Annotated in this window: 10 protein-coding genes; 9 read left to right on the top strand and 1 reads right to left on the bottom strand. The window is 47.0% G+C overall.

Features of this window, described 5'->3' with window-relative positions:
* Positions 1–386: 386 nt before the first annotated feature.
* Genes PV783_RS16550 through PV783_RS16575 form a run of 6 tightly spaced genes read left to right on the top strand, consistent with a single transcriptional unit; the run spans position 387 to position 13,271 of the window.
* Complete coding sequence (locus tag PV783_RS16550) at positions 387–3,524, top strand: SusC/RagA family TonB-linked outer membrane protein (RefSeq protein ID WP_420988809.1); 3,138 nt, start codon at positions 387–389, stop codon at positions 3,522–3,524.
* Between the two features lie 11 nt (positions 3,525–3,535).
* Positions 3,536–5,413, top strand: a complete 1,878-nt coding sequence (locus tag PV783_RS16555) for a RagB/SusD family nutrient uptake outer membrane protein (RefSeq protein WP_420988810.1) — start codon at positions 3,536–3,538, stop codon at positions 5,411–5,413.
* Between the two features lie 47 nt (positions 5,414–5,460).
* Positions 5,461–8,280: a SusC/RagA family TonB-linked outer membrane protein gene (locus tag PV783_RS16560; protein ID WP_420988811.1), complete on the top strand. Its 2,820-nt coding sequence runs from the start codon at positions 5,461–5,463 to the stop codon at positions 8,278–8,280.
* 21 nt (positions 8,281–8,301) lie between these two features.
* A complete protein-coding gene (locus PV783_RS16565) occupies positions 8,302–10,074 on the top strand; it encodes a RagB/SusD family nutrient uptake outer membrane protein (protein ID WP_363435633.1) in 1,773 nt (590 codons plus the stop codon).
* A 54-nt stretch (positions 10,075–10,128) separates the two neighbouring features.
* Positions 10,129–11,082, top strand: a complete 954-nt coding sequence (locus PV783_RS16570) for a DUF5627 domain-containing protein (protein WP_420988812.1) — start codon at positions 10,129–10,131, stop codon at positions 11,080–11,082.
* A gap of 32 nt (positions 11,083–11,114) precedes the next feature.
* Positions 11,115–13,271: an endo-1,4-beta-xylanase gene (locus PV783_RS16575; protein WP_420988813.1), complete on the top strand. Its 2,157-nt coding sequence runs from the start codon at positions 11,115–11,117 to the stop codon at positions 13,269–13,271.
* 61 nt (positions 13,272–13,332) lie between these two features.
* Here PV783_RS16575 and PV783_RS16580 read toward each other — a convergent pair whose 3' ends face one another.
* Complete coding sequence (locus PV783_RS16580; RefSeq protein ID WP_420988814.1) at positions 13,333–17,436, bottom strand: hybrid sensor histidine kinase/response regulator transcription factor; 4,104 nt, start codon at positions 17,434–17,436, stop codon at positions 13,333–13,335.
* A gap of 319 nt (positions 17,437–17,755) precedes the next feature.
* On the opposite strand from PV783_RS16580, the gene PV783_RS16585 reads away from it, so the two are divergent.
* From PV783_RS16585 to PV783_RS16595, 3 genes are read left to right on the top strand one after another with little or no spacing between them, the layout of a single operon-like run.
* On the top strand, positions 17,756–19,732 hold the full coding sequence (locus tag PV783_RS16585; protein ID WP_420988815.1) for a family 43 glycosylhydrolase: 1,977 nt from the start codon (positions 17,756–17,758) through the stop codon (positions 19,730–19,732).
* Between the two features lie 30 nt (positions 19,733–19,762).
* Positions 19,763–20,836, top strand: coding sequence for a glycoside hydrolase family 43 protein (locus PV783_RS16590; RefSeq protein ID WP_363435647.1), 1,074 nt, complete (start codon positions 19,763–19,765; stop codon positions 20,834–20,836).
* A gap of 23 nt (positions 20,837–20,859) precedes the next feature.
* Positions 20,860–21,960: an endo-1,4-beta-xylanase gene (locus PV783_RS16595; protein WP_420988816.1), complete on the top strand. Its 1,101-nt coding sequence runs from the start codon at positions 20,860–20,862 to the stop codon at positions 21,958–21,960.
* Positions 21,961–22,304: the final 344 nt, after the last annotated feature.

Below are 22,304 nucleotides of genomic sequence, written 5' to 3' on the forward strand. Positions count from 1 at the left end.
TACTGGTTGCTAACCGACATCTGTACGTTATTTAGACATTATTGCCATCCTTTTGGAGATTCGTACCATTCATATAAACAGGGCTATTGTAGATTCGTCTGTTGTTTTTTGTTTCAGCTCCACCTGAACGGCTACAACGATACCGTTATGAAAAATTGTCAATTTAACACTAAATGATTACTTATGAAATTTGAATGTCCCCCGGGGTACCACGTCCCGTTATAATCATTTTCAATTCCATCACTTAATGGGTAGCATCCGATAAATCACTTTAGGGGTCCTGCTTTTTATCACATCTCATTGTTCCCGCCGGGTATGCCGGTGTGATAGTTCTGTATTGGCTGTCAGAACCCCTTATTGCCCTAACATTAAATATTTTGAATTCCATGTTTAAAATGATTCTTTCTCCAAAGTCATGGAAATGGCTTGTTGTGACAGCAGTAATGCTGTCCGCTACACTCCCCTGGTCTTCCTTACAGGCTCAGGATACACGGGTGGTACAGGGAGTGGTGCTGGATGAAAAAAAGACGCCCATTTCCGGTACAACGGTACAGATAAAAGAAACGAAGATCAGTACCAGCACAGGTAATGATGGGAAATTTCTCCTGCGCGTTCCCGCCGATAAACACGTGCTTATTTTCAGTTTTATAGGAAAAACACCGCAGGAAGTAAACATCCGTAACCAGTCAAATATTTCGGTCACCATGAAAGACAATGTTTTTGGTCTGGAAGATGTGGTGATCGTAGGTTATGGCCGGCAGAAAAAGGAGAGCGTTGTGGCCGCCGTTTCACAAACCAATGGTAAAACATTGGAACGGGCCGGTGGCGTGTCGAATATCGGCGCTGCACTCACCGGAAATGTACCCGGTCTTATTACGGCCCAAAGCACCGGTTTGCCCGGCGAAGAAGATCCTCAACTGATCATCCGCGGACTTAGCACCTGGAATAACAGTAATCCTTTAATACTGGTAGACGGTGTGGAGCGGCCAATGTCCAGTGTCGATATCGGTTCTGTAGAAACCGTAACGGTTTTAAAAGATGCTTCGGCAACAGCGGTATTTGGTTCGCGGGGCGCCAACGGCGTTATCCTCATCACTACTAAAAGAGGAAAGCTGGGCAAAGCTTCTATCCGCGCTACCATAAATAATATTGTGAAAGCGCCTTCTAAATTGCCTGGAAAGGCAGATTCGTACGACGCTTTGCGTACTGTTAATGAGGCCATAGAATACGAACTCGCATTAAAGCCCGAAAGCTGGAACAACTTTTACCCGCAGGCTATTCTGGATAAATACCGGAACCCGGCCAACCTGGAAGAGGCTGAACGTTATCCTAATGTGGACTGGGCAAAAACCTTATTCAAGGATTATGCAACGTCACAAAATGCAAACCTGAACATCAGCGGGGGAACCCGTTTTGTAAAATATTTCACCAGTGCGGATTTTCTGCATGAAGCCGATCTTTTTAAAATTTACGATAACAGGCGTGGGTATAAACCCGGTTTCGGTTTTACAAGATTAAATGTCCGTTCCAACCTGGATTTTCAATTAACACCCTCTACACTCTTTAAGGTAAATCTCTCCGGATCATATGGCGTGCGGAAAAGTCCGTGGGGATTTTCGGGTAATCAATACGGCTCCTGGATCGACGCGTATACTACAGCGCCGGATGTATTCCTGCCGGTATATGCGGATGGCTCCTGGGGCTACTATGCGCCAAATGAAGGACGCGCAGAAAACTCGGCAAGGAGCCTCGCAGTGGGTGGTATTCAATACCAGACCACTACACGCATTACCACCGACTTCACGGTGGAACAGAACCTGGATAAACTCGTGGACGGATTGAAATTCAATGCCACTGTTTCAATGGATAATACTTTCGTTGAAAGCGACAGGGGGGTGAATGACCTTTACCACGACGTACAACGCAAATGGATAGACCCCGCCACCGGAAATGTATATTACAAGAGCGCTTTCGATGGCGTAACCAATTTCGATTTCCAGGAAGGCATCAAGTGGTCGCCGGCAGCAGGCGCCGTTACGGATAATCAACGGAGGTTGTTTTACCAGCTGCAGTTGAATTATGCAAAGACGATTGCAGATGACCATAATATAACTGCCATGGGACTGCTGAACCGCAATGTTACGGCCAATGGCAGCATGATCCCCTCGTACCGCGAAGATTGGGTATTCCGTGCCACCTACAACTACAAGAATAAATACACGATCGAATATAACGGCGCCTATAACGGTTCGGAAAAGTTCGCACCTGATTACCGGTTTGCCTTCTTTTCTTCAGGTGGTGTGAACTGGATCTTATCCAATGAGCACTTCATGGAAAACGTAAAATTCCTGGACCTGTTGAAGTTCCGCGCCTCATACGGACAAACGGGTTTCGATAACGTGGCGGGTCGTTTCTTATACCTCACCGAGTGGGCTTATGGCGGGCGGTCGCGGTTGGGTACCACCGGCGAAGGAGCTGAGCAAAGCCCGTTCAACTGGTACCGCGAATCTACCGTGGGTAACCCGAATGTGCAATGGGAACAGGCCGAGAAAATTAATGTGGGAGCCGATTTTGAATTATTCAAAGGGTTCATAAAAGGTAAGGTGGATTTCTTCGAAGACAAACGTTCCAAAATATTGCTTGCCAACAGGTCGTCTGTTCCGTCTTATTACGGCACCACTCCTCCGGTGGCTAATCTTGGCCGCGTAACGTCGCGGGGATATGAGCTGGAACTGCACTTCAGCTATCCCCTCAGGAAACAACTCCGGCTTTGGTCTGACCTGAACATGACCCATACCAAAAATAAAATCATCGAAGCCGACAACCCCGAACTGCTGCCGGCTTATCAGAAATCAGAAGGTATGCAGATTGGCCAGGCGTATTCTTATGTCAGCCAGGGCTACTACAACACATGGGACGAGCTTTATGGCAGCACCATGCACAATACCAACGACAACCAGAAACTACCGGGCAACTATTACATCGTTGATTACAACGGCGATGGCGTGATCGATGCAAGGGATAACATCCCCTATGGGCATAGCGGATGGCCCACAAATACCTACAACGCCACCTTTGGCGTGGACTGGAAAGGGCTGAGTGCTTTTGTACAATTCTACGGCGTGAATAACGTAACCCGCCAGGTGGTATTCAACAGTTTGGGTTCCCAGGGACACACGGTTTATAACGAAGGCAGTTACTGGTCGAAGAATAATACCAACGGAGATGTACCGATGCCACGCTGGCTGTCCACGCCCGCAGGTTATTACCGTGGTACCCAATATATGTACGATGGTTCCTATCTGCGGTTAAAGAATGCTGAAATCGCCTACACACTCGATAAAGGATTTATAAAGCGGGCGGGTCTTGAATCACTGAGAATATATCTTAACGGCAATAACCTGGCGGCATGGAGCAAGATGCCGGACGACCGCGAATCAAATTTCGCAGGTACCGGCTGGGCATCACAGGGAGCTTATCCTACAGTGAAGCGTTACAATCTCGGGGCCAATTTTACTTTCTAAACATAATCTTTATGAATAAGTATACAAAGATACTGCTTGCATTTGCCGGGATAGTGATGGTACTTGGCCTGGCATCCTGCAAGAAGTTCCTGGATAAGGAACCACAATCTATCGTGTCTGAAGAAAATGCATTTAAAACCTTTATCAGTTTTCAGGGCTTTACCGAAGAACTCTATCATTGCATACCGGATTTTACCAATGCTTACTGGACAAATTCCTGGAACTGGGGAGAAGATGAAATTCAATCTACCGCACGCGATTTTCACTTTATAGTAAAAATAGACAATGGCGATTTCTGGGGCTGGCAGTCGCAGTTCGACGGCTGGCAGGCCGGTTGGATGGACCGGAATAATACCAGCACCAACGACGACCGCTTTGCAAAATCGATGTGGAAACTGGGATGGTACGGTATCCGGAAAGCCAATATGGGCCTGGCAAATATTGATAAACTAACAGATGCCACCCAGGAAGAGAAGGACCTGATTAAAGGACAATTGCTGTTTTTCAGGGGATGGTTTCATTTTATGTTCATCCAGTATTTTGGTGGTTTACCTTACATCGACCAGGTACTTCCCGGCGATCAGAAACTGACCTTACCACGTCTCAAATACAGCGAGTGTGCAGATAAAGCCGCGGCCGACTTCAGAGAGGCGGCAAACCTGCTGCCTGTAAACTGGGATAATACTACCGCAGGAAAAAGAACGCTGGGAAAAAATCAGCTGCGTATTAATAAGATCATGGCGCTGGGTTACCTGGGCAAAAACTATTTGTGGGCAGGTAGTCCGTTGATGAATTATGTATCCACCGGCAGCAAAACATATAACCCGGAATATTGCAAAAAAGCGGCCACCGCATTTGGTGAGTTGTTGCAGCTGTGCGAGTCCGGAGATGCGCCTTATAAGCTGGTAGAATTCTCCAAGTACTATACTAATTTCTACAGCACCGGTCAGAACTGGTTAATGCCAGGCGGTACGGAAGCTATTTTCCGTAGTCCTTATTATGGCGCACATGGTTCTACCTATGGTACCGCCAAACAATACGGCCCGGCTTTGATCACAGAAGAAGCCATCACCTTCGTTCCTACGGCTAACTATGTTGATTATTATGGCATGGCTAACGGCCTGCCCATTAAAGACATTACACAGGCCGATCCGGAATCGGGATACGACCCGGCTTACCCATGGAGAGGCAGGGACCCGCGTTTCTACAACGATATTGTTTTCGACGGGGTTAAATGTGTACAGGGCGCCACTACCGACGAAAGAAACCGTTATGCAAATCTTCATACCGGTGGAACTTACCGCGACGTCAGCAGCGGCAGTCGTTCCGGTTACCTGCTTTATAAGTTTATTCCGATAACTGCTAACCGCTTTGATAATGGCTGGACTTACGACAAGGCGCTTAACATTCACCTGCCTTATATGCGTTTGGCAGATATATACATCATGTATGCAGAAGCAGCTGCGCAAGGCTACGGCTCCGCCACCGGCAAAGCCGGCAACTATGCTAAAACAGCAGTAGACGCCATTAATGTGATCCGCGACCGGGCTGGTGTTGGACGCGTGGCTGCCCGCTTCACTGCTTCCCTGGATGGCTTCATGAGCGAAGTACGCCGCGAACGTGCGGTGGAACTGTCTTTCGAAGGCCATCGTTTCAATGACCTGAGAAGATGGATGTTGCTGATCCAAAGTCCTTACACACTGAAGAAATCTGTGGAGTTTGACCGGTCGCCATCGTTCAGTACTGCAGATCCAAAGAACAACCGGGTACTCAATTTACGCGAAGCCGTGATCCTGGAGCGCAGGTATACCGAAAAACATTACTGGCTGCCGTTAAAAAATTCGGATGCCAATATGTACCTGGAATTCCCACAGAACCCGGGTTGGTAAAACGTGCAACCCTTACATGTATCGTTTACTGTTAATTTCAAAAATTCATGAATCAGATAAAAGCATTAATAGTATCTGCGGCGCTGATGAGCGGGACACCGGTTTTACAGGCGCAGGATACCACGGCAAAAACTATCTCCAATATGCCTGACGAGCGGGTACAGGTGGCATTCCGGAAGGTGGATAGAAAAGACCTGCCGGGAGGCGTTTCGGCGGTAGACATGGCGTCACAAATGAAACTAAACTATATGACTTACAGCCTGGAAAATATGGACGGCTGGGTAAATGGTTTCAATGGAAATAGTATGTGGGGCATGGGGAGCTATCTGCTCGTCATTGATGGCGTACCCCGTGAAGCAGGAAATGTAATGCCCACAGAAATTGAACAGATCTCTTTTCTCAAAGGAGTGAATGCCGTAGCGCTTTATGGCAGCAGGGCTGCAAAAGGAGTGGTGTACATTACTACTAAAAGAGGGAAACCGGGCAATCAGCGGATCGACATCCGGGCAAATGCCGGCGTGAATGTTCCCAAAGCCTATCCCCACTACCTGGGATCAGCAGAGTACATGACGCTTTACAATGAAGCGCGCCGCAACGACGGACTGGCCGAGCTTTATAGCCCCGAAACGATTTATAATTATGCCGCAGGTAAAAATCCATACAGGTATCCTAATGTGGATTATTACTCCGACAAATATCTTAAAAACGCCTTTGGCAGATATGATGTAACAGCAGAAATTTCCGGGGGAAATGATAAGGCGCGGTATTACACCAATATCGGTTACCAGACCAACGGTTCGTTGCTCAACTTTGGCGAGGCGGTGAACAATGGCAAATCCGATCGCCTTAATTTGCGTGGTAACGTGGATGTTAATCTCAACCAGTATATTTCCTGTAATGTGGATGCTGCCGCCATTTTCTATACCGGCAGGGGCGTAAATACCAATTACTGGGAAAGCGCGGCTACCTTGCGTCCGCATCGTTTTGCCCCGCTCATTCCTTTGGATATGATCGAAACAACGGATGAAGCTTCCAACGTATTTGTGAAGAACAGTAACCATATTATTGATGGGAAATATTTGCTGGGTGGAACGCAGCTGGATCAAACTAATCCGTTTGCCGCCATCTATGCAGGTGGAAACAACCGTTATATCAGCAGGCAATTCCAGTTCAACACAGGCGTGAATGCAGACCTGAGAAATTTATTGAAAGGGCTTTCCTTCCGGTCTACCTTTGCTGTTGACTATAACACGTCCTATAACCTGGCATTCAATAATACTTATGCCGTGTATGCACCCACCTGGAACAACTATTCCGGCGTGGATCTGATCAGCAGTCTCACGCAATACGGACAGGATGCCACTTCCGGCGTACAAAATGTAAGCAACAGCTGGTACCGCCAAACTATTGCAGCTTCCGGGCAGTTCAACTATGTGAACACTATCGGCAACAGGCATCATCTTTCCGCAGTATTATTGGTGAATGGCTTTCAGCAATCTGAATCCGCTGTGTACCACCGTGTCAGCAACGCCAATCTCGGGTTACAGCTGGGCTACAACCTGAGTCGTACTTACTATATTGATTTCAGCGGCGCCGTAGTCCATAGCGCGAAGCTGCCGGAAGGCAACCGCACCGCTTTTTCACCCACCGTGTCGCTGGGCTGGCGGTTGAGTAACGAACCGTTTATGCGTGGAGTAAGGGGAGTGGATGATCTGCGTTTGACCGCTTCCGCCGGTGTGCTGCATACTGATCTGGATATTGACAATTACTATTTATACCAGGGTGTTTATACCAACACACAGGGAAGCTGGTTTGGCTGGAAGGATGGTACCGGTGTACAAGCCACAGAATCCAGGCGGGGAGCCAATCCGGATATGCGTTTTCCGAAAAGGGAAGAGATCAGTATCGGTTTGGAGGGTTCTTTCTTTCATAACTTAATAAAACTGGATGGTAATTTCTTCCTCAACAAAATTACCGGTAATATCATCCAGCCCAACGTGTTGTTTCCTTCTTATTTCACCACCGGATGGCCGGTATCTTCTTTCATCCCCTATATAAATTATAATGATGATAAACGGATGGGGGTTGATTTCAACCTTAGTCTGAATAAGAAACTATCTGCCATCAATTATTCCATCGGGCTGGTAGGTACTTATTATAAAACAACCGCAACAAAACGCGCGGAAACTTATGAAGACAATTACCAATACAGACAGGGCAAACCTTTGGATGCGATATGGGGGCTGCAACACCAGGGCTTCTTCCAGGATGCAGATGATATTAAAAATTCTCCCTCCCAAACTTTCGGACAGGTAAAACCGGGTGATATCAAGTATAAGGATCAGAATGGAGATGGGGTGATTGATACACGCGATGAAGTGTACCTGGGCCGTGGGGGCTGGGCTGGGTCACCACTTACCTTAGGCATAAACGTGAGTGTGAGGTGGAAGCAGTTCTCTTTCTTTGCGCTGGGCCAGGGCCGCTTCGGTTCCTACGGCATGAAGAACACCTCCTGGTTCTGGGTAGATGGGGAGGACAAGTATTCCGAAGTAGTAAGGGACCGCTGGACACCAGAAACAGCCGGGTCAGCGAAATACCCGCGCCTGACCACTTTCAACAGCGACAACAATTTCCGCAATTCGGATTTCTGGCTGTACAAGGCTAACCGTATCGACCTGGCTAAAGTGCAGATCTCTTATGATATGAGCGACCTGATTGGCAATAAAAAAATAGTGAAGGAAATGGGTGTGTACGTAAGTGGCTTCAATTTACTGACGCTTTCTGCCGAACGTAAATTGATGGAGATGAACATCGGCAGTGCACCTCAAACCCGCTTATATAACCTGGGAGTAAAAGCTATGTTCTAATCTAAATCAAGTTTCCACTTTATGAAAAGATATACCATCATGCTGCTGGCGTCCGTTCTTTTGCTGACCAGTTGCAAGGATCTGCTGACACCGGAAATTGAAAATAACCCGGAGCTGAATCCGGGAAATTATAACCCCAATGATGCAGGGCTCCCGTTTGGCGTGCTGCTCAACGGTTATAACCGTATCCCTACAAATTCGTGGTCGTTTAATGATGTAGCTACCGACGATGCCGTAACCAATGATCAGAACAATACGTTCCTGAAAATGGCGAACGGTCAGTGGACTGCCAATAATAATCCGCTTAACCAGTGGACCAATGCTTATGCCGCTATTCAATATCTTAATATCACGCTGCGGGATGTTGACACCGTGAAATGGGCGGCTGATCCTGCCGTGAGCAAATTGTTTGCTATGCGGGTAAAAGGGGAAGCACATGGCTTACGCGCCCTTTTCTATTATCACCTGCTGCAGGCGCACGCCGGCATGTCTGAAAGTGGTGCTGTACTTGGCGTACCCATTAATCTTGAAGTGCAGGGGCCAAATGCTGATTTCAACAAGCCCAGAAGCAATTTTGACGCATGTATGAAGCAGATTTACAGTGACCTTGCCCAGGCCGATCAGCTGCTTCCAACAGATTACGAAAACATTGCCAGTGCCGCGCTTATTCCCGCAAAGTATGGTACTGTAACGAAGGAACAATATGACCGCGCCTTTGGTTCCGCTTTCCGTGGATTCCTCACAGGCCGTATTGCGAAGGCCATCCGGTCGAAAGCGGCATTACTGGCTGCCAGCCCGGCTTTCAGCGGCGAGGGCAACTCCACCACCTGGGCAGACGCGGCAAACTACGCCGGTGAAGTAATTGCCCTGAAAGGCGGGCTGGGGGCTTTATCCGCAAATGGTCTTAACTGGTATTCCAATGCTTCCGAAATTGCCGGGTTGGCCGATGGGGCAAATCCTTCCGAAATACTCTGGAGAAATAACTACGGCGACAACCGTGATCTGGAGCAGGCTAATTTCCCACCGAGCTTATTTGGCAATGGCCGCATCAATCCAACACAAAACCTGGTAGATGCTTTCCCAATGGCGAATGGGCTTCCGATTACGGATGCTGCCAGCGGTTATGATCCTGCCAATCCCTATGTGGGCCGCGATCCCCGGCTGCGTATGTTTATCCTGGTTAACGGCGGCACCGCTGGCCCGAATAATACAGTGATCAACACTGCGGCAGATGGGCCCACCAATGACGCGCTGAATAAGGTAGAAACTTCTACCCGGACCGGCTACTACCTGCGTAAGTTGTTGCGCCAGGATGTTAACCTGAATCCCAACTCAGCAAACAATCAACGGCATTATAAACCACACATCCGGTATACCGAAATTTTTCTCAACTACGCAGAAGCTGCCAATGAAGCCTGGGGACCAACAGGCACCGGCGCCTTCGGATTCTCCGCTTATGATGTTATCAAAGCGATCCGTAACAGGGCCGGGGTAGGAACTACTAACGGAGACGCCTATCTCGAAGAAATGAGAGGCAGCAAGGAACAAATGAGAGCGCTGATCAGGAATGAACGGAGAATAGAACTGTGCTTTGAAGGCTTTCGCTTCTGGGACCTTCGCCGTTGGAAGGCGCCTCTCAGTGAAACCGCCAAAGGTGTGAGTATCCGCAATAATAATTACTCCTTTATTAACGTGGAAAACCGGCAGTTCCAGCCGTTCATGATCTATGGTCCCATCCCGTATGGGGAGATCCTCAAGTTTGGATCTTTGGAACAGAACAAAGGCTGGCGCTAACAGGATGCTCCTGATACTTAAATAATTTTTCTTTGATTTTTGAAATTAACAAAGATGAAAAAGTTCTTAATACCTATCATGCTGCTCTTTGTTTCAGCAGCATGCAACAAAGAGGTAGTATTCCCGGATTATGAATACCAGACGGTGTATTTTGCTTACCAGTACCCGGTGCGGACGATTACTTTCGGGGAAGATGTGTTCAGTACAGAACTGGACAACCAGGGCAAATGTAAGATCATGGCCACAACCGGTGGTGTTTACTACAGCAAAAAGGACCTGCATGTTGGCATTGCGGTAGATAATTCCCTGTTGGGAAACGGGTTGCTGTTTGGCGCCGGTAAAGACGAAATCTTACCCATGCCCGCCAGCTACTATTCACTGGCAGCAAACGAAATTGTTATCCCGGAAGGCGGCCTCGCAGGAGGAGTAGAGGTACAGCTGACAGATGCATTCTTCAATGATCCAAAAGCCATCCGGAATACCTATGTGATCCCGCTGCGTATCACCAACAAATCAGGTGCGGACTCCATTTTGAGCGGGAAAGACTTTATCCTTTACGCTATCAAATATGTGAACACCTGGCACGGAAACTATCTGCGCAGGGGAAAAGATGTGGTGTCCGGAAGCGTAAATCAAACGATTGTGCGGCATAAGGAATATGTTGAATCGGATGAGGTAAATAAACTGAACACCAGATCCCGGAAGGAACTGGAATTCCCGGTAGTCTATAAAGACAAAGACGGCGTTAATATTTATTGTACACTGCTGCTTACGTTCGACGACAGTGGCAAATGTACCATCTCCGCGGCCAATGGGAGTTTCACGGCCACCGGAAGCGGCCAGTTTGTAAAAAAAGGAGAGAAGAACAGCTGGGGTAGCAAAGACCGTGATGCGCTTTATCTCAATTACCAGGTAACCTTACCGGGTATGCAGGTGGCTACCACAGATACGTTGGTATCAAGGGACCGGGCTGTAACAATGGAAACATTTACGCCGGTAAGTAAATAATTATTCTGTCCGATACAATTAAAGTAATTAATATGAATCAACTTCATAAAATAGCCGCCAGCTTTATTACGTTTGTTGTCATTACGTCCTGCAGTAAATATAAAGCGCTCGACTTCAACGTGGATAAGCCTGAAAGCATCGCTGCCCAGGAAGATATAGACGCTTATCCTGCGTTGAAAAGCTACATTAACCGCGTGGCGCAGCCTGGATTTAAGTTAGGCGTGGCACTTGGTTTACAGGATTATCTCGATAAAGGAGTGATGTACCGCCTGGCCAACAGGAACTTCGATGAAATTGTTTTGGGTTATGAAATGAAACATGGCGCCGTAGTGCAGGCCGATGGCAGTTTAAACCTGGTGAAAGTAAAATCACTGCTTCAAACTGCCGCCGAATCAGGGATGCAGGTATACGGTCATACCCTGATGTGGCATGCCAATCAGAATGCCAGCTATCTGAAGGGATTGCTCAGTCCTTTGCTGGTAACATCTCCGGCTTATCAGAACGACTTAAACCTTGCAGGGCTGAAAGACAAAAGCCTTGCCGGCTGGACCCTGGCAAATCCCGGAGCCGGTATTTCAGTAGCAGATGGCGAAGGTATGGGTACCGGAAACAAAGCTATTAAACTGGTATCAAAAGGAGGCTCGTCGGCAGCTACAGACTTACAGTTAATCACTCCGCGTGCTGCAATAAACAAAACACATAAGTATGAAGTAGTGATGTATATAAAGTCAGATGTGCCCGGCGAAGGAAGGATCTCTTTTGAAGGATTGAATAATAATACGCCTTCGGTAGACTGGACCAAATCAGGCACGCCCACAGCCACCTTTACCACGGGGATTTCATGGAAAGAGATCCGCTTTACGATAGATGATTTCTCGACAGACAATATTAAGCTGCATTTCGACCTCGGATACAAAGCCGGCGTAACTTATTACATCGATGTAAACAATTTGTATGTATACGATACGCAAGGCGCACCGGTAGTGAACAACCTCGTTGCCAATGGTGATTTTGAATCCGGAAGCGGCTGGGGAGGCTGGGGTGGCAGCTCCTCCCGTGGCGTAACCGCCGATGGCATGGGTGTTGGCAACAAAGGCAAAGCCTTTTATGTAACCAATCCCGCAAAAGCAGCAAACTACTGGGATGTGCAAACCAGCTATGACTTTGCAGCCCCGCTGGATAACGGGGAAACTTATGAATTGAGCTTTTGGGTAAAAGGAACCGCCGAAGGAATAATCCGCCCGGAGCTGCAGAGCGCCAACTACTCCTCCAATGGATATGGCCAGGTGACGGTTACTACCGAATGGAAGCAGGTAAGTGTTGCTACCACGGCTACTGCTGCCGACAGAACACGGCTGGTTTTCAGCTATGGTGAATTTGCCGGTACTGTTTACATCGATGATGTGGTACTGAAAAACGCCAAAGCTACAGGCGGCACTACCACCATTGTGGAAAAAACTGCAGCAGAAAAAAAGTACATCCTCACAGCCGCACTTGATAAATGGATGAACGGCATGGTAGAAGCGGGAAAATCCACGGTGAAAGCATGGGATGTTGTAAATGAACCAATGGATGATAATAACCCTTATGAGTTAAAAACAGCTGCTGGCCGGCCGAGTACAGCAGCGGATGACTTCTTCTGGCAGGATTACCTGGGTAAGGACTATGCCGTAACCGCGTTTAAAATGGCCCGGCAATATGGCAACGCAACGGATATCCATTTTATCAATGACTACAATTTGGAGTACAGCCTCGACAAATGCCGTGGCCTGATTGCATATGTGAACTACATAGAAAGCAAAGGCGCCAAAGTAGATGGTATTGGCACACAAATGCATATCAGCACTACTACCAGTAAGGAAAATATAGCCGAGATGTTTAAGCTGCTGGCTGCTACAGGTAAACTGATAAAAGTATCTGAACTGGATCTTGGCGTAGGCGTAAAAACAACGGAGGCTACTGCTGAACATTATAAAGCACAGGCAGACATGTACAAGTACGTAATTGATAAATATTTTGAACTCATTCCTGCAAAGCAACGCTACGGTATTACTATCTGGAGCCCTTTAGACAGCCGGGTGAATTCCTCCTGGCGGCCAGGTGAGCCAATAGGGCTTTGGACAGAGGCTTTTGTACGGAAGCTCTCCTACGCCGCCGTGGCGAAGGCGCTTGAGGCAAACGCAAAATAACAGTAAAACCCTATCGTATTTTTGATAACAAGTCCCCGGCTATGTAAGCCGGGGACTTGTTTTATTCACCGGTATCGCCTTTTTTAACCCGTGCTATAAATTCAGAGGGGAGCATGTTGTATTTATTCTTAAACGACTTGGCGAAATAGTTAGGCGTGGAAAATCCTACCTGGTAAGCTATTTCGGCAATAGTCATGTCGCTTTTTTGCATCAGGGTCATCGCTTTTTCGAGCCGGTAGGAGCGGATGTATTCAACAGGTGTTTGGCCGGTCAGCTCCAGCAATTTATTGTATAAGGAGCTCCGGCTCATTCCAACTTCTTTACTAAGGCTCTCCACGGAGAGCTGCGAATCGGTCAGCTTCTCTTCAAGGTGGCAAACGATTTTGTTTAGTAGTTTCTCGTCTGTCGACTCCTTCTGCACTTCGGGCGCATGTATTTTTATTTGTTTGGTATAGGTATTTTTTAAGGTATGGTTCAAGTGCAGCAGGTTCCGGATCTTCGCGTGGAGTATCTCAAAATTAAACGGTTTAATGAGGTAATCGTTGGCGCCGGTTTCCAGTCCTGATATCTGTTGCGCTTCATTGGTAAGTGCGGTAAGCAATATTACCGGTATGTGGCTGGTTCTTTTGTCTGATTTCAGTTTTTGCAGCAGGCTGATACCATCCATTTGCGGCATGGTAATATCGCTGACAATCAGATGTGGATGCAGCGCCAATGCCTTTTGCCAGCCATCTTTTCCGTTGATGGCTTCTATTACCTTGTAGCTGTTACGGAGGTTATCTTTAAGATAGAATCTGAAGTCTTCGTTATCTTCCACCAGTAAAATGGTGGACATCTCTGAGAAACTTTGCACCGCGGGAGATACACCGGATATCTCCTGTTGCTCCGGTATTCCGGGCTGGGTTTCTTCCGGTTGAGATGAGAGCGGAATATGTTGTTCGGCTATTTTTAACGGAAGTTGTATAAAGAATGCAGCGCCTTGCCCGGATTCGCTTTCCACTTCAATGCTGCCTCCATGCATTTTTACAAACTCCTTTGTAATGGACAATCCTATACCTGTGCCCTGGTTAAGGATAGCAGAACTGGTGTTGGTTTGGAAGAAGTGATCGAATACCTTCTCTCTTTTATCTTTGGGGATACCGATACCGGTATCTTTCACCGTGATGAGCACCCATTGCAGACCGGGATCAGCGGGCTTTTCCAGCAGTTGTAATTCAACCGTTACCGCATCTTCTTCCAGGGTAAATTTGAATGCGTTTGAAAGTAGATTAAAGAGAATACGTTCCATTTTATCGTGGTCGAAGAAAGCATACAGGGATTTTGGACCGCTGGTGAAGGTGAAGCGGATTTTTTTCCTTTCGGCAAAATCACTGAAGGAATCAGTCACTTCCTTTATGAAGGTTACGAGTTCTCCTTTGGTCAGTTGCAGCTTTAGTTCGTGTTCTTCCATCTTCCTGAAATCCAGCAGTTGATTAACGAGATTGAGCAGCCGCCTGGAATTCCGTTTGATCATGTTCAGTTTTTCAAGCCTGTTCCCGGTTTTTTCATCGGTAATTAGCTGTTCCACCGGCCCCAGGATCAATGAAATAGGGGTTCTGAAATCATGACTGAGATTAGTGAGGAATTTAATTTTCATCCGGTCCAGCTCACGGACACGTTTTATCTCCTGTTTCTCCTGTTCTGCCAGGAACTTCTTCCTTATCCTGGTAATGCCACGGTACCGGCTATACAACAGCAGTGCGCAGATAACGGATAAATAAAACAGGTAAGCATAAATGGTTCGCCAGAAAGGCGGCCGTACATAGATCTTTATCGTAGTATCTTTTGTATTCCATACGCCGTCGTTATTACTTGCTTTTACATGAAAGATATACTCTCCCGGATCGAGGTTCGTGTAAGAAGCAGTGTTGATGGTGCCGGTATAGTTCCAGTCTTTATCAAATCCTTCCAGTTTGTAGGCGTAGTAATTTTTCCTGGGGATGGTATAATTCAGTGCTACGAAGCTGAGCGCAAAATTCTGTTTGTATTCAAGCCTGATCTCACTGGCAACAGAAATGTGATCTTTAATAGGACTGTCTTCCCCAGGGATCACTGATTTGTTGGATACTTTTAAGTCCGTGAGGAGAATAACAGGTACATTCCTGTTAACCGTTAAGCCGGAAGGGGTAAAATAATTAAAGCCTTCGAGTCCGCCGAACATAACATCTCCGTCAGACAGCCGTAACCCGGATGTATGTACGAAATTATTATTTTGCACCCCATTGTAATGGGTATAGTTCCGGAATTCTTTTGTGGCGAAATTAAAGCTGCTGATACCGGTGTTGGTACTCAGCCAGAGGATACCGGCTTTATCTTCAATAATCTGGTAGATGGTGGTGTTCTGAAGCCCGTCTTTTTCCCCGTAGTTGATAAACCGCCCGGTGGCTTTGTCGAAAAGGCTCAGCCCTCCGCCATAGGTGCCCACCCACATATTTCCGCGGCTGTCGCGTAATATCACCTGTACTTTATCGCCCGACAGCTGGCTGTTGCCTTGGGTATAGATATTCCATTTGCCGGTAGCGGGTTGATACACGCCAACGCCGCCACCGTGTGAACCAATCCAGATGTTTCCTGCTGCATCTTCTTCAATGGTTCTGATGTATCCATTAAACGGGAGCTTTTTTTCTTCCGGTATGCCGGGTCTTGGGTGCGGACTAAACCTGGCAACCACTTCTTCATTTCTTAATATATTCACTCCCTCTCCATTGGTACCCACCCAAACATTACCTTTACTATCTTCCTTTATACAAAAAACATCACTGGCATTCAGGTTATCACGGCCGGTTCCTTTTACCAGGTGCTTATAATTACGGCCGTTGGAGATAAGCAGGCCATGAGCATAAGTGCCGATGTATAGTTTTTTGTTCCGTGTATACTGAAGCGCCATGATAGACACGTTATTGTTTGCCGGCAGCGGAATATTAACCGGTTGGGCTTTCCCGGTAGCACGGTTGAATTCGAACAAACCTCCGCCATCGGTGCCAATCAGGATTTCTTCTTCGCTTTTTTCTGCAAAAGCACTTACTATCGATGATTTGCGGTCGGATGTATGAAAGATACTACCGGGTTTGAAATTGAAGAGGTTCAGGTTTTTATCGTATTTATCGATACCGCCGCGAAAGGTGCCAATCCAGTAAATTCCCTGCCTGTCGATATAAGTGCACCTTATAGCCTGACTGGTAAGACTGTAAATATTTCCATTATCCGGAAGATAGCGATCAACGGCTTTTGTCCGGGTATTCAGCACGATCAGCCCTTCCTGTGTGCCAATCCACAGCTGGCCATCATCGTCGGGCTCAATACAGTTCACCTGCACATTGTTGATGAAAGCATTCCCGGTTGATGGAGTGTAGGGAGTAAACCCGGAGCCATCGGGTTGCATAATGCATAGCCCAGTGGAGGTGCCCACCCAGATCTGGCCGCTTTTATCGGCTGCAATAGCATTTACGTCATTGTCCAGGGGACTGAACTTCGAGGTATTAAATATCAGCTTTAAGCTGCCTGTTGACGGGGAATACCGGTAAAGGCCAATCGTGGTACCAATCCAGATTTGTTGTTTACTATCTGCCAAAACACAACCGAGCGTTTTGGTGGCTTCCTGGCTGTCTTTCCCCGTATCAAGTTTAACCCTGGAAATATGACGGGTGGCAGGGTCGAGCAGGAACAGGTTTTCGAACTGCGCTATCCACACCCTGCCTGTCGTATCGCTGCAGAGGTCTATGATAACCGCATTCGGGGGGAGTTCGGGGCTGTTGGCGTTTACGGGAAAGTGAATAAAAGCGTCCTTTTTGCGGTCGTACAGGCTAAGACCGCCATCACTGGTACCTATCCAGAGGTTACCGTTTTTGTCTTCGTGGAGCGCCAATACCTCGTTTGCCCTCAAGCTGGAAGAATCACCAGGATTATGCCGGTAGACGGTAAAGTTGGTACCGTCAAATTTGTTCAGACCATCGTCGGTGGCAAACCACATAAGGCCGTAGTGGTCTTTGATGATGCAGTTCACCGCATTGGACACTAATCCGTCTTTTGCGGCCAGTGAGGTGAAATTTATCTTCTTTGTTTGAGCCCGACTTATCTGCACCAGGAATAGTAACAAACAGAGAAACGTGAATTTATATTTAGACATATTTGGCAGTCGTTAAAAACAAGATGTTGGTTGAACTTTTCGTACATGGAACTTTTGCCGGAACTATTTCATCTCCCAATTTAAGTATTGTAATGCAATCTTAAAAGTGTTCCTGGTGTTATATATGCGTTGTCCTTATCCCTTAAGTGTTTCTTCCACTAAAAATGATTGTCTGTAAGACAATTGTGCTATCAATTTCAACAAATGAGCTATTGGCGGAAGGGTAGTCCGGGTATTTTTGTTTTGCTGAATGTAACGTAAGTGACGAAATGTCTAGTGTGGACAAAACGGCAGAAGATGATAGTATAATTCTTTGAAGATGCTTAAAGATCTAACCACGAACGGTTTGAAAAAATTCCTCGTTATGGCCCTCTTGTTTATTGGTACTTCTCTTCAGGCGCAGCAGTCTGATAATGGAGATGGTACCTTTACAAATCCTATCATTTGGGCTGATTTTCCGGACAATGATGTTATCCGTGTTGGAGACACCTATTACATGGTAACCACCACCATGTATTTTTTCCCGGGTGTTCCTGTTCTTAAATCAACGGACCTGGTGAACTGGGAGTATGCTTCCAATGCGGTGCAGCAGTTTAAACAACACCCTTTCTATGATTTAAATGGCGGTAACCGGTATGGGAAAGGCCAGTGGGCCAGTAGTATCCGTTATCACAATGGAAAATTCCACATCCTTTTCCTTACCCTGAATGAAGGCGGCTTTTTATGTACTGCCACAAAAGCCGAAGGCCCCTGGGAAATACGAAAGCTGGCCAGGCCGTATTATGATGCAGGGCTCTTTTTTGATGACGATGGGCGCACCTATGTGGCGCATGGCTATTCTAAGATATCGGTAACAGAAGTGGACGCCAATCTCGCTCCAATAGGCAGGGATAGCGTTGTATTTGACAAAGTGCAACGGCCCGGGCTGGAGGGAGCGCATGTTTACAAGATAAACGGGTACTACTACATTTACGCCACTTATGGCGGTGGAGATGGTTACCAGTGTTGCCTGCGGTCAAAAAACATTTATGGTCCCTATGAGGAGAAGATTGTATTGAAAGACGATATGAACCTTCATGGCAGGGGCGTTCACCAGGGGGCATTGATTGAAACACAAAAAGGAGAATGGTGGAGTGTTATCTTCCAGGACAGGGGCGGCGTTGGAAGAGTGCCCACGCTGCAGCCGGTTCAGTGGGTAGATGGCTGGCCAATGGTAGGCAAAGATGGCAGGGCAGTAGTTACCCACGCCAAACCCAATACAGGTATAGTTTCGCCGGTACATGTGCTCCCCACCAGCGACGAATTTAATGCCGGTAAGTTAGCCATTCAGTGGGCGTGGAATCATAATCCGGACGACAGCGCCTGGTCGCTTACTAAACGCAAAGGTTACCTGCGGCTCACTACCAGCGGTATTGCCGGAGATCTTCCCCAGGCAAGAAATTCTTTAACGCAACGGATGTTTGGCCCGTTTTCCGATGCTACCACGGAGTTGGATGTGAGCCACATGCAGGTGGGAGATATGGCGGGTCTTGCTGTATTGCAGATTCCTTATGCCTCAATAGGGGTTACGGCTGCGGAAGGTGCAAAGTTTATTGTAATGAAGCATGCCGGGAAAACCATTGATAGCGTTGCTTTAGGGAAAAGGAGTAAGATCTTCTTTAAAGCATCAGTAAACACAATCAAGGACCAGGCTCATTTTTATTATAGTTTTGATAACCGCGCATTTATTCCGGTCGGGGACACGCTGAACATGAAATTTGACCTGAAGATGTTTACGGGAAACAGGTTTGTGCTGTTTAATTATGCCACCGTCGGGCCAGGCGGCTATGTTGATTTTAACTGGTTCCGGATGAATACCCGTCAGGGGCCGCCTAATCTCTTTAAAGCTTCCTCATTGGTTCAGGCAGAGATGTATGATGATATCCATCTCGCACGTGTAGCTGCCAGCAAGGATTTGAGCCATCCCGGTGATCAGGACATCACCCATTTAACCGATGGTGCGTGGATCAGGTTTAACCAGGTGGATTTTGAGAATGGGTATCAATATCTCCTGTTACGGGTGGCTCCCGGGCAGGGGGAGGTTGTGGTGTATGCTGATAAAGATACATTGAACCCCTATGCGTCTGTAACGCTGCCTGCTGCGTTGACTAAGGAATACACCACCATTAGCATCCCTGTTAAAAAGCTCACGGGGAAACATCAGCTGACATTTAAGTTTACCGGGGAAGCAACGGGTGTTAACTGGTTTTCTTTTACCAATAAGATCTCCGGAAGAAAGGAGCATGCAGGTTTATAAGCTACTTATTATTCATCTAAACCAAAGAATATGTATAGAATATCGTTTAAGTACCTGTTGTCAGCGGGCGTTGTTTTCTATATGGCTGCCTGTAGCCCGCCCAATGCCGGACGCGCGGTCACTGAAGGAGCTGCTGGTAAATATGCATCCCAGCCGCTGGTGTCTCATATCTATACTGCCGATCCTTCTGCCCATTATTTTAACGGCAAAATATTTATCTATCCATCTCACGATACTGCTACCAAAACCGTGGAGAATGATAATGGCGATCACTTCAGGATGGCCGACTATCATATCCTTTCTATGGATTCCATCGGGGGTAAGGTAACAGATCATGGTGTTGCCTTGCGGGTGGAAGATGTGCCCTGGGCTTCACAGCAGCTGTGGGCGCCGGATGCGGCTTTTTCACAGGGTACTTACTATCTCTATTTCCCTGCAAAAGATAAACAGGGGCTTTTTAAAATAGGGGTGGCTACTTCTCCGCAACCAGAGGGGCCGTTTACAGCAGAAAAAGATCCGGTTAAAGGCACCTACAGTATTGATCCGAGTGTATTCAGGGATGATGACGGCACGTTTTATTTATACTTCGGAGGTATCTGGGGCGGGCAGTTGCAAAACTGGAACAACAACCGGTACGATTCTTCCGCGAAGCTGCGCGATAAAAATGAGGTAGCCATTCTTCCCCGTGTGGCAAAGCTTTCCCCGGGAATGAAAAGCCTGGAGAGTGATCCGGTAGAAGTGAGCATAACGGATAGCAGTGGTCACCAGTTCCTGGAAAAAGACAACGACAAACGTTTTTTTGAAGCCGCCTGGATGCATAAGTACAAAGGCAAATACTATTTCTCTTACTCAACAGGCGATACCCATAATATCGTGTATGCGATCGGGGATAGTCCGTACGGGCCGTTTAAATACCAGGGGATAATACTGAAACCTGTCGACGGCTGGACCAATCACCACTCCATTGTTCAGATCGGCGATAAATGGTATTTGTTTTACCATGATACGCAACTGTCGGGCAAAACGCATTTGAGGAATGTGAAGGTAACAGAGCTGAAGTATAACAGCGACGGTACTATTCAGCCTTTGAGTGCATTTAAATAACTATTTAATGAAACAATTTTCATATGAAATATACCAGCTATGCCGCCATTACTCTGATCGTTATTTCGGTGAGTTTTTGCTGCTTCGCCTATCGTACACACCAGGCAGCTGTTCCTGAAACAGCGGGACTAAAAGATTACTACAAAGATTATTTTCCTATAGGCGTGGCTGTTTCGGCCCGTGCCCTGCGAACAGATGAAGCAGGTTTACTTGTCCGCCAGTTTAATAGTCTAACGGCTGAAAATGCCATGAAAATGAGCGCTATCCATCCTGAGGAGCAACGCTATAACTGGCGGGATGCCGATTCCATCGCGGCCTTTGCCCGTCGGAACGGGATGAAGTTACGCGGGCATACTTTAGTGTGGCATAAGCAGGTTGCCGATTGGATTTTTAAGGATGCCAACGGGCAACAGGTATCTAAAGAAGTATTACTGCAGCGGATGAAAGATCATATCACTACGGTTGTAAAAAGATACAAAGGCACGGTGTATGCATGGGATGTTGTGAATGAGGCAATCAGTGACCATAAAGATGAGTTTTACCGGAACTCCACATGGTACCGGATCTGTGGAGAAGAATTTATTGAGAAGGCATTTCAATGGGCGCATGAAGCCGACCCGGAGGCGTTGTTGTATTACAACGACTACAATGAAATTAACCCAGTAAAGCGAAAAAAAATAATACAGCTGCTGCAAGGTTTGATGAGCAAAGGAGTGCCGGTTCATGGCGTTGGCCTGCAAGGCCACTGGGCAATCAATGAGCCTTCAAAAGGTCAGCTGGAAAAAACATTTGAAGATTTCCTCACCCTGGGTCTGAAATTACAGATTACAGAATTCGATATCTCCGTTTATCCGAAAGAGCATGAGATGCGGGAAAGGCAACCGGAAGACAGCGCAGCCGGTTTCACTGCTGCCAAAGAACAACAGCAGATCGAGCAATTCAGGATGTGTTTTGATATTTTCCGGAAGCATAGTAATGTGTTGACCGGCGTAACATTCTGGAATATTTCTGACAGATACAGTTGGCTTGATAATTTCCCGGTACGTGGCCGGAAAGACTATCCACTTTTATTCGACAAGGATCTGCAGCCAAAGAAAGCGTTTTGGTCTGTTGTCCGGTTTTAGCGACCGGCCTTGATTTAGTATGCGGATATTGAGCTGTGCGCATACGATACCTGCCACCCAGGCAGGGGTTTTAGCCCCTCTATTACAGGCAAACCCTGATTATACGTGGTAATAAAACGACTATGAGGCGCAGATAAGCCGTATCTATATAGGTACGGCTTATCTACGGCTTAAATACGGCTTATATACGGGTTATCTACGGCTTATCCTATATTGGCGTATGCCTGGGCCTGGTATAGGGTATACCGTTGTTATAGGCCACATGAAAAGAAAAAGGACTGTATTCAGGAAAAAAAACGAGTACGCAGTTCAGTTGCGCAGAAGAGTATGCATATTTGCATAAA

It is taken from the genome of Chitinophaga sp. CC14, assembly GCF_048957795.1.
Lineage (GTDB): Bacteria > Bacteroidota > Bacteroidia > Chitinophagales > Chitinophagaceae > Chitinophaga > Chitinophaga ginsengisegetis.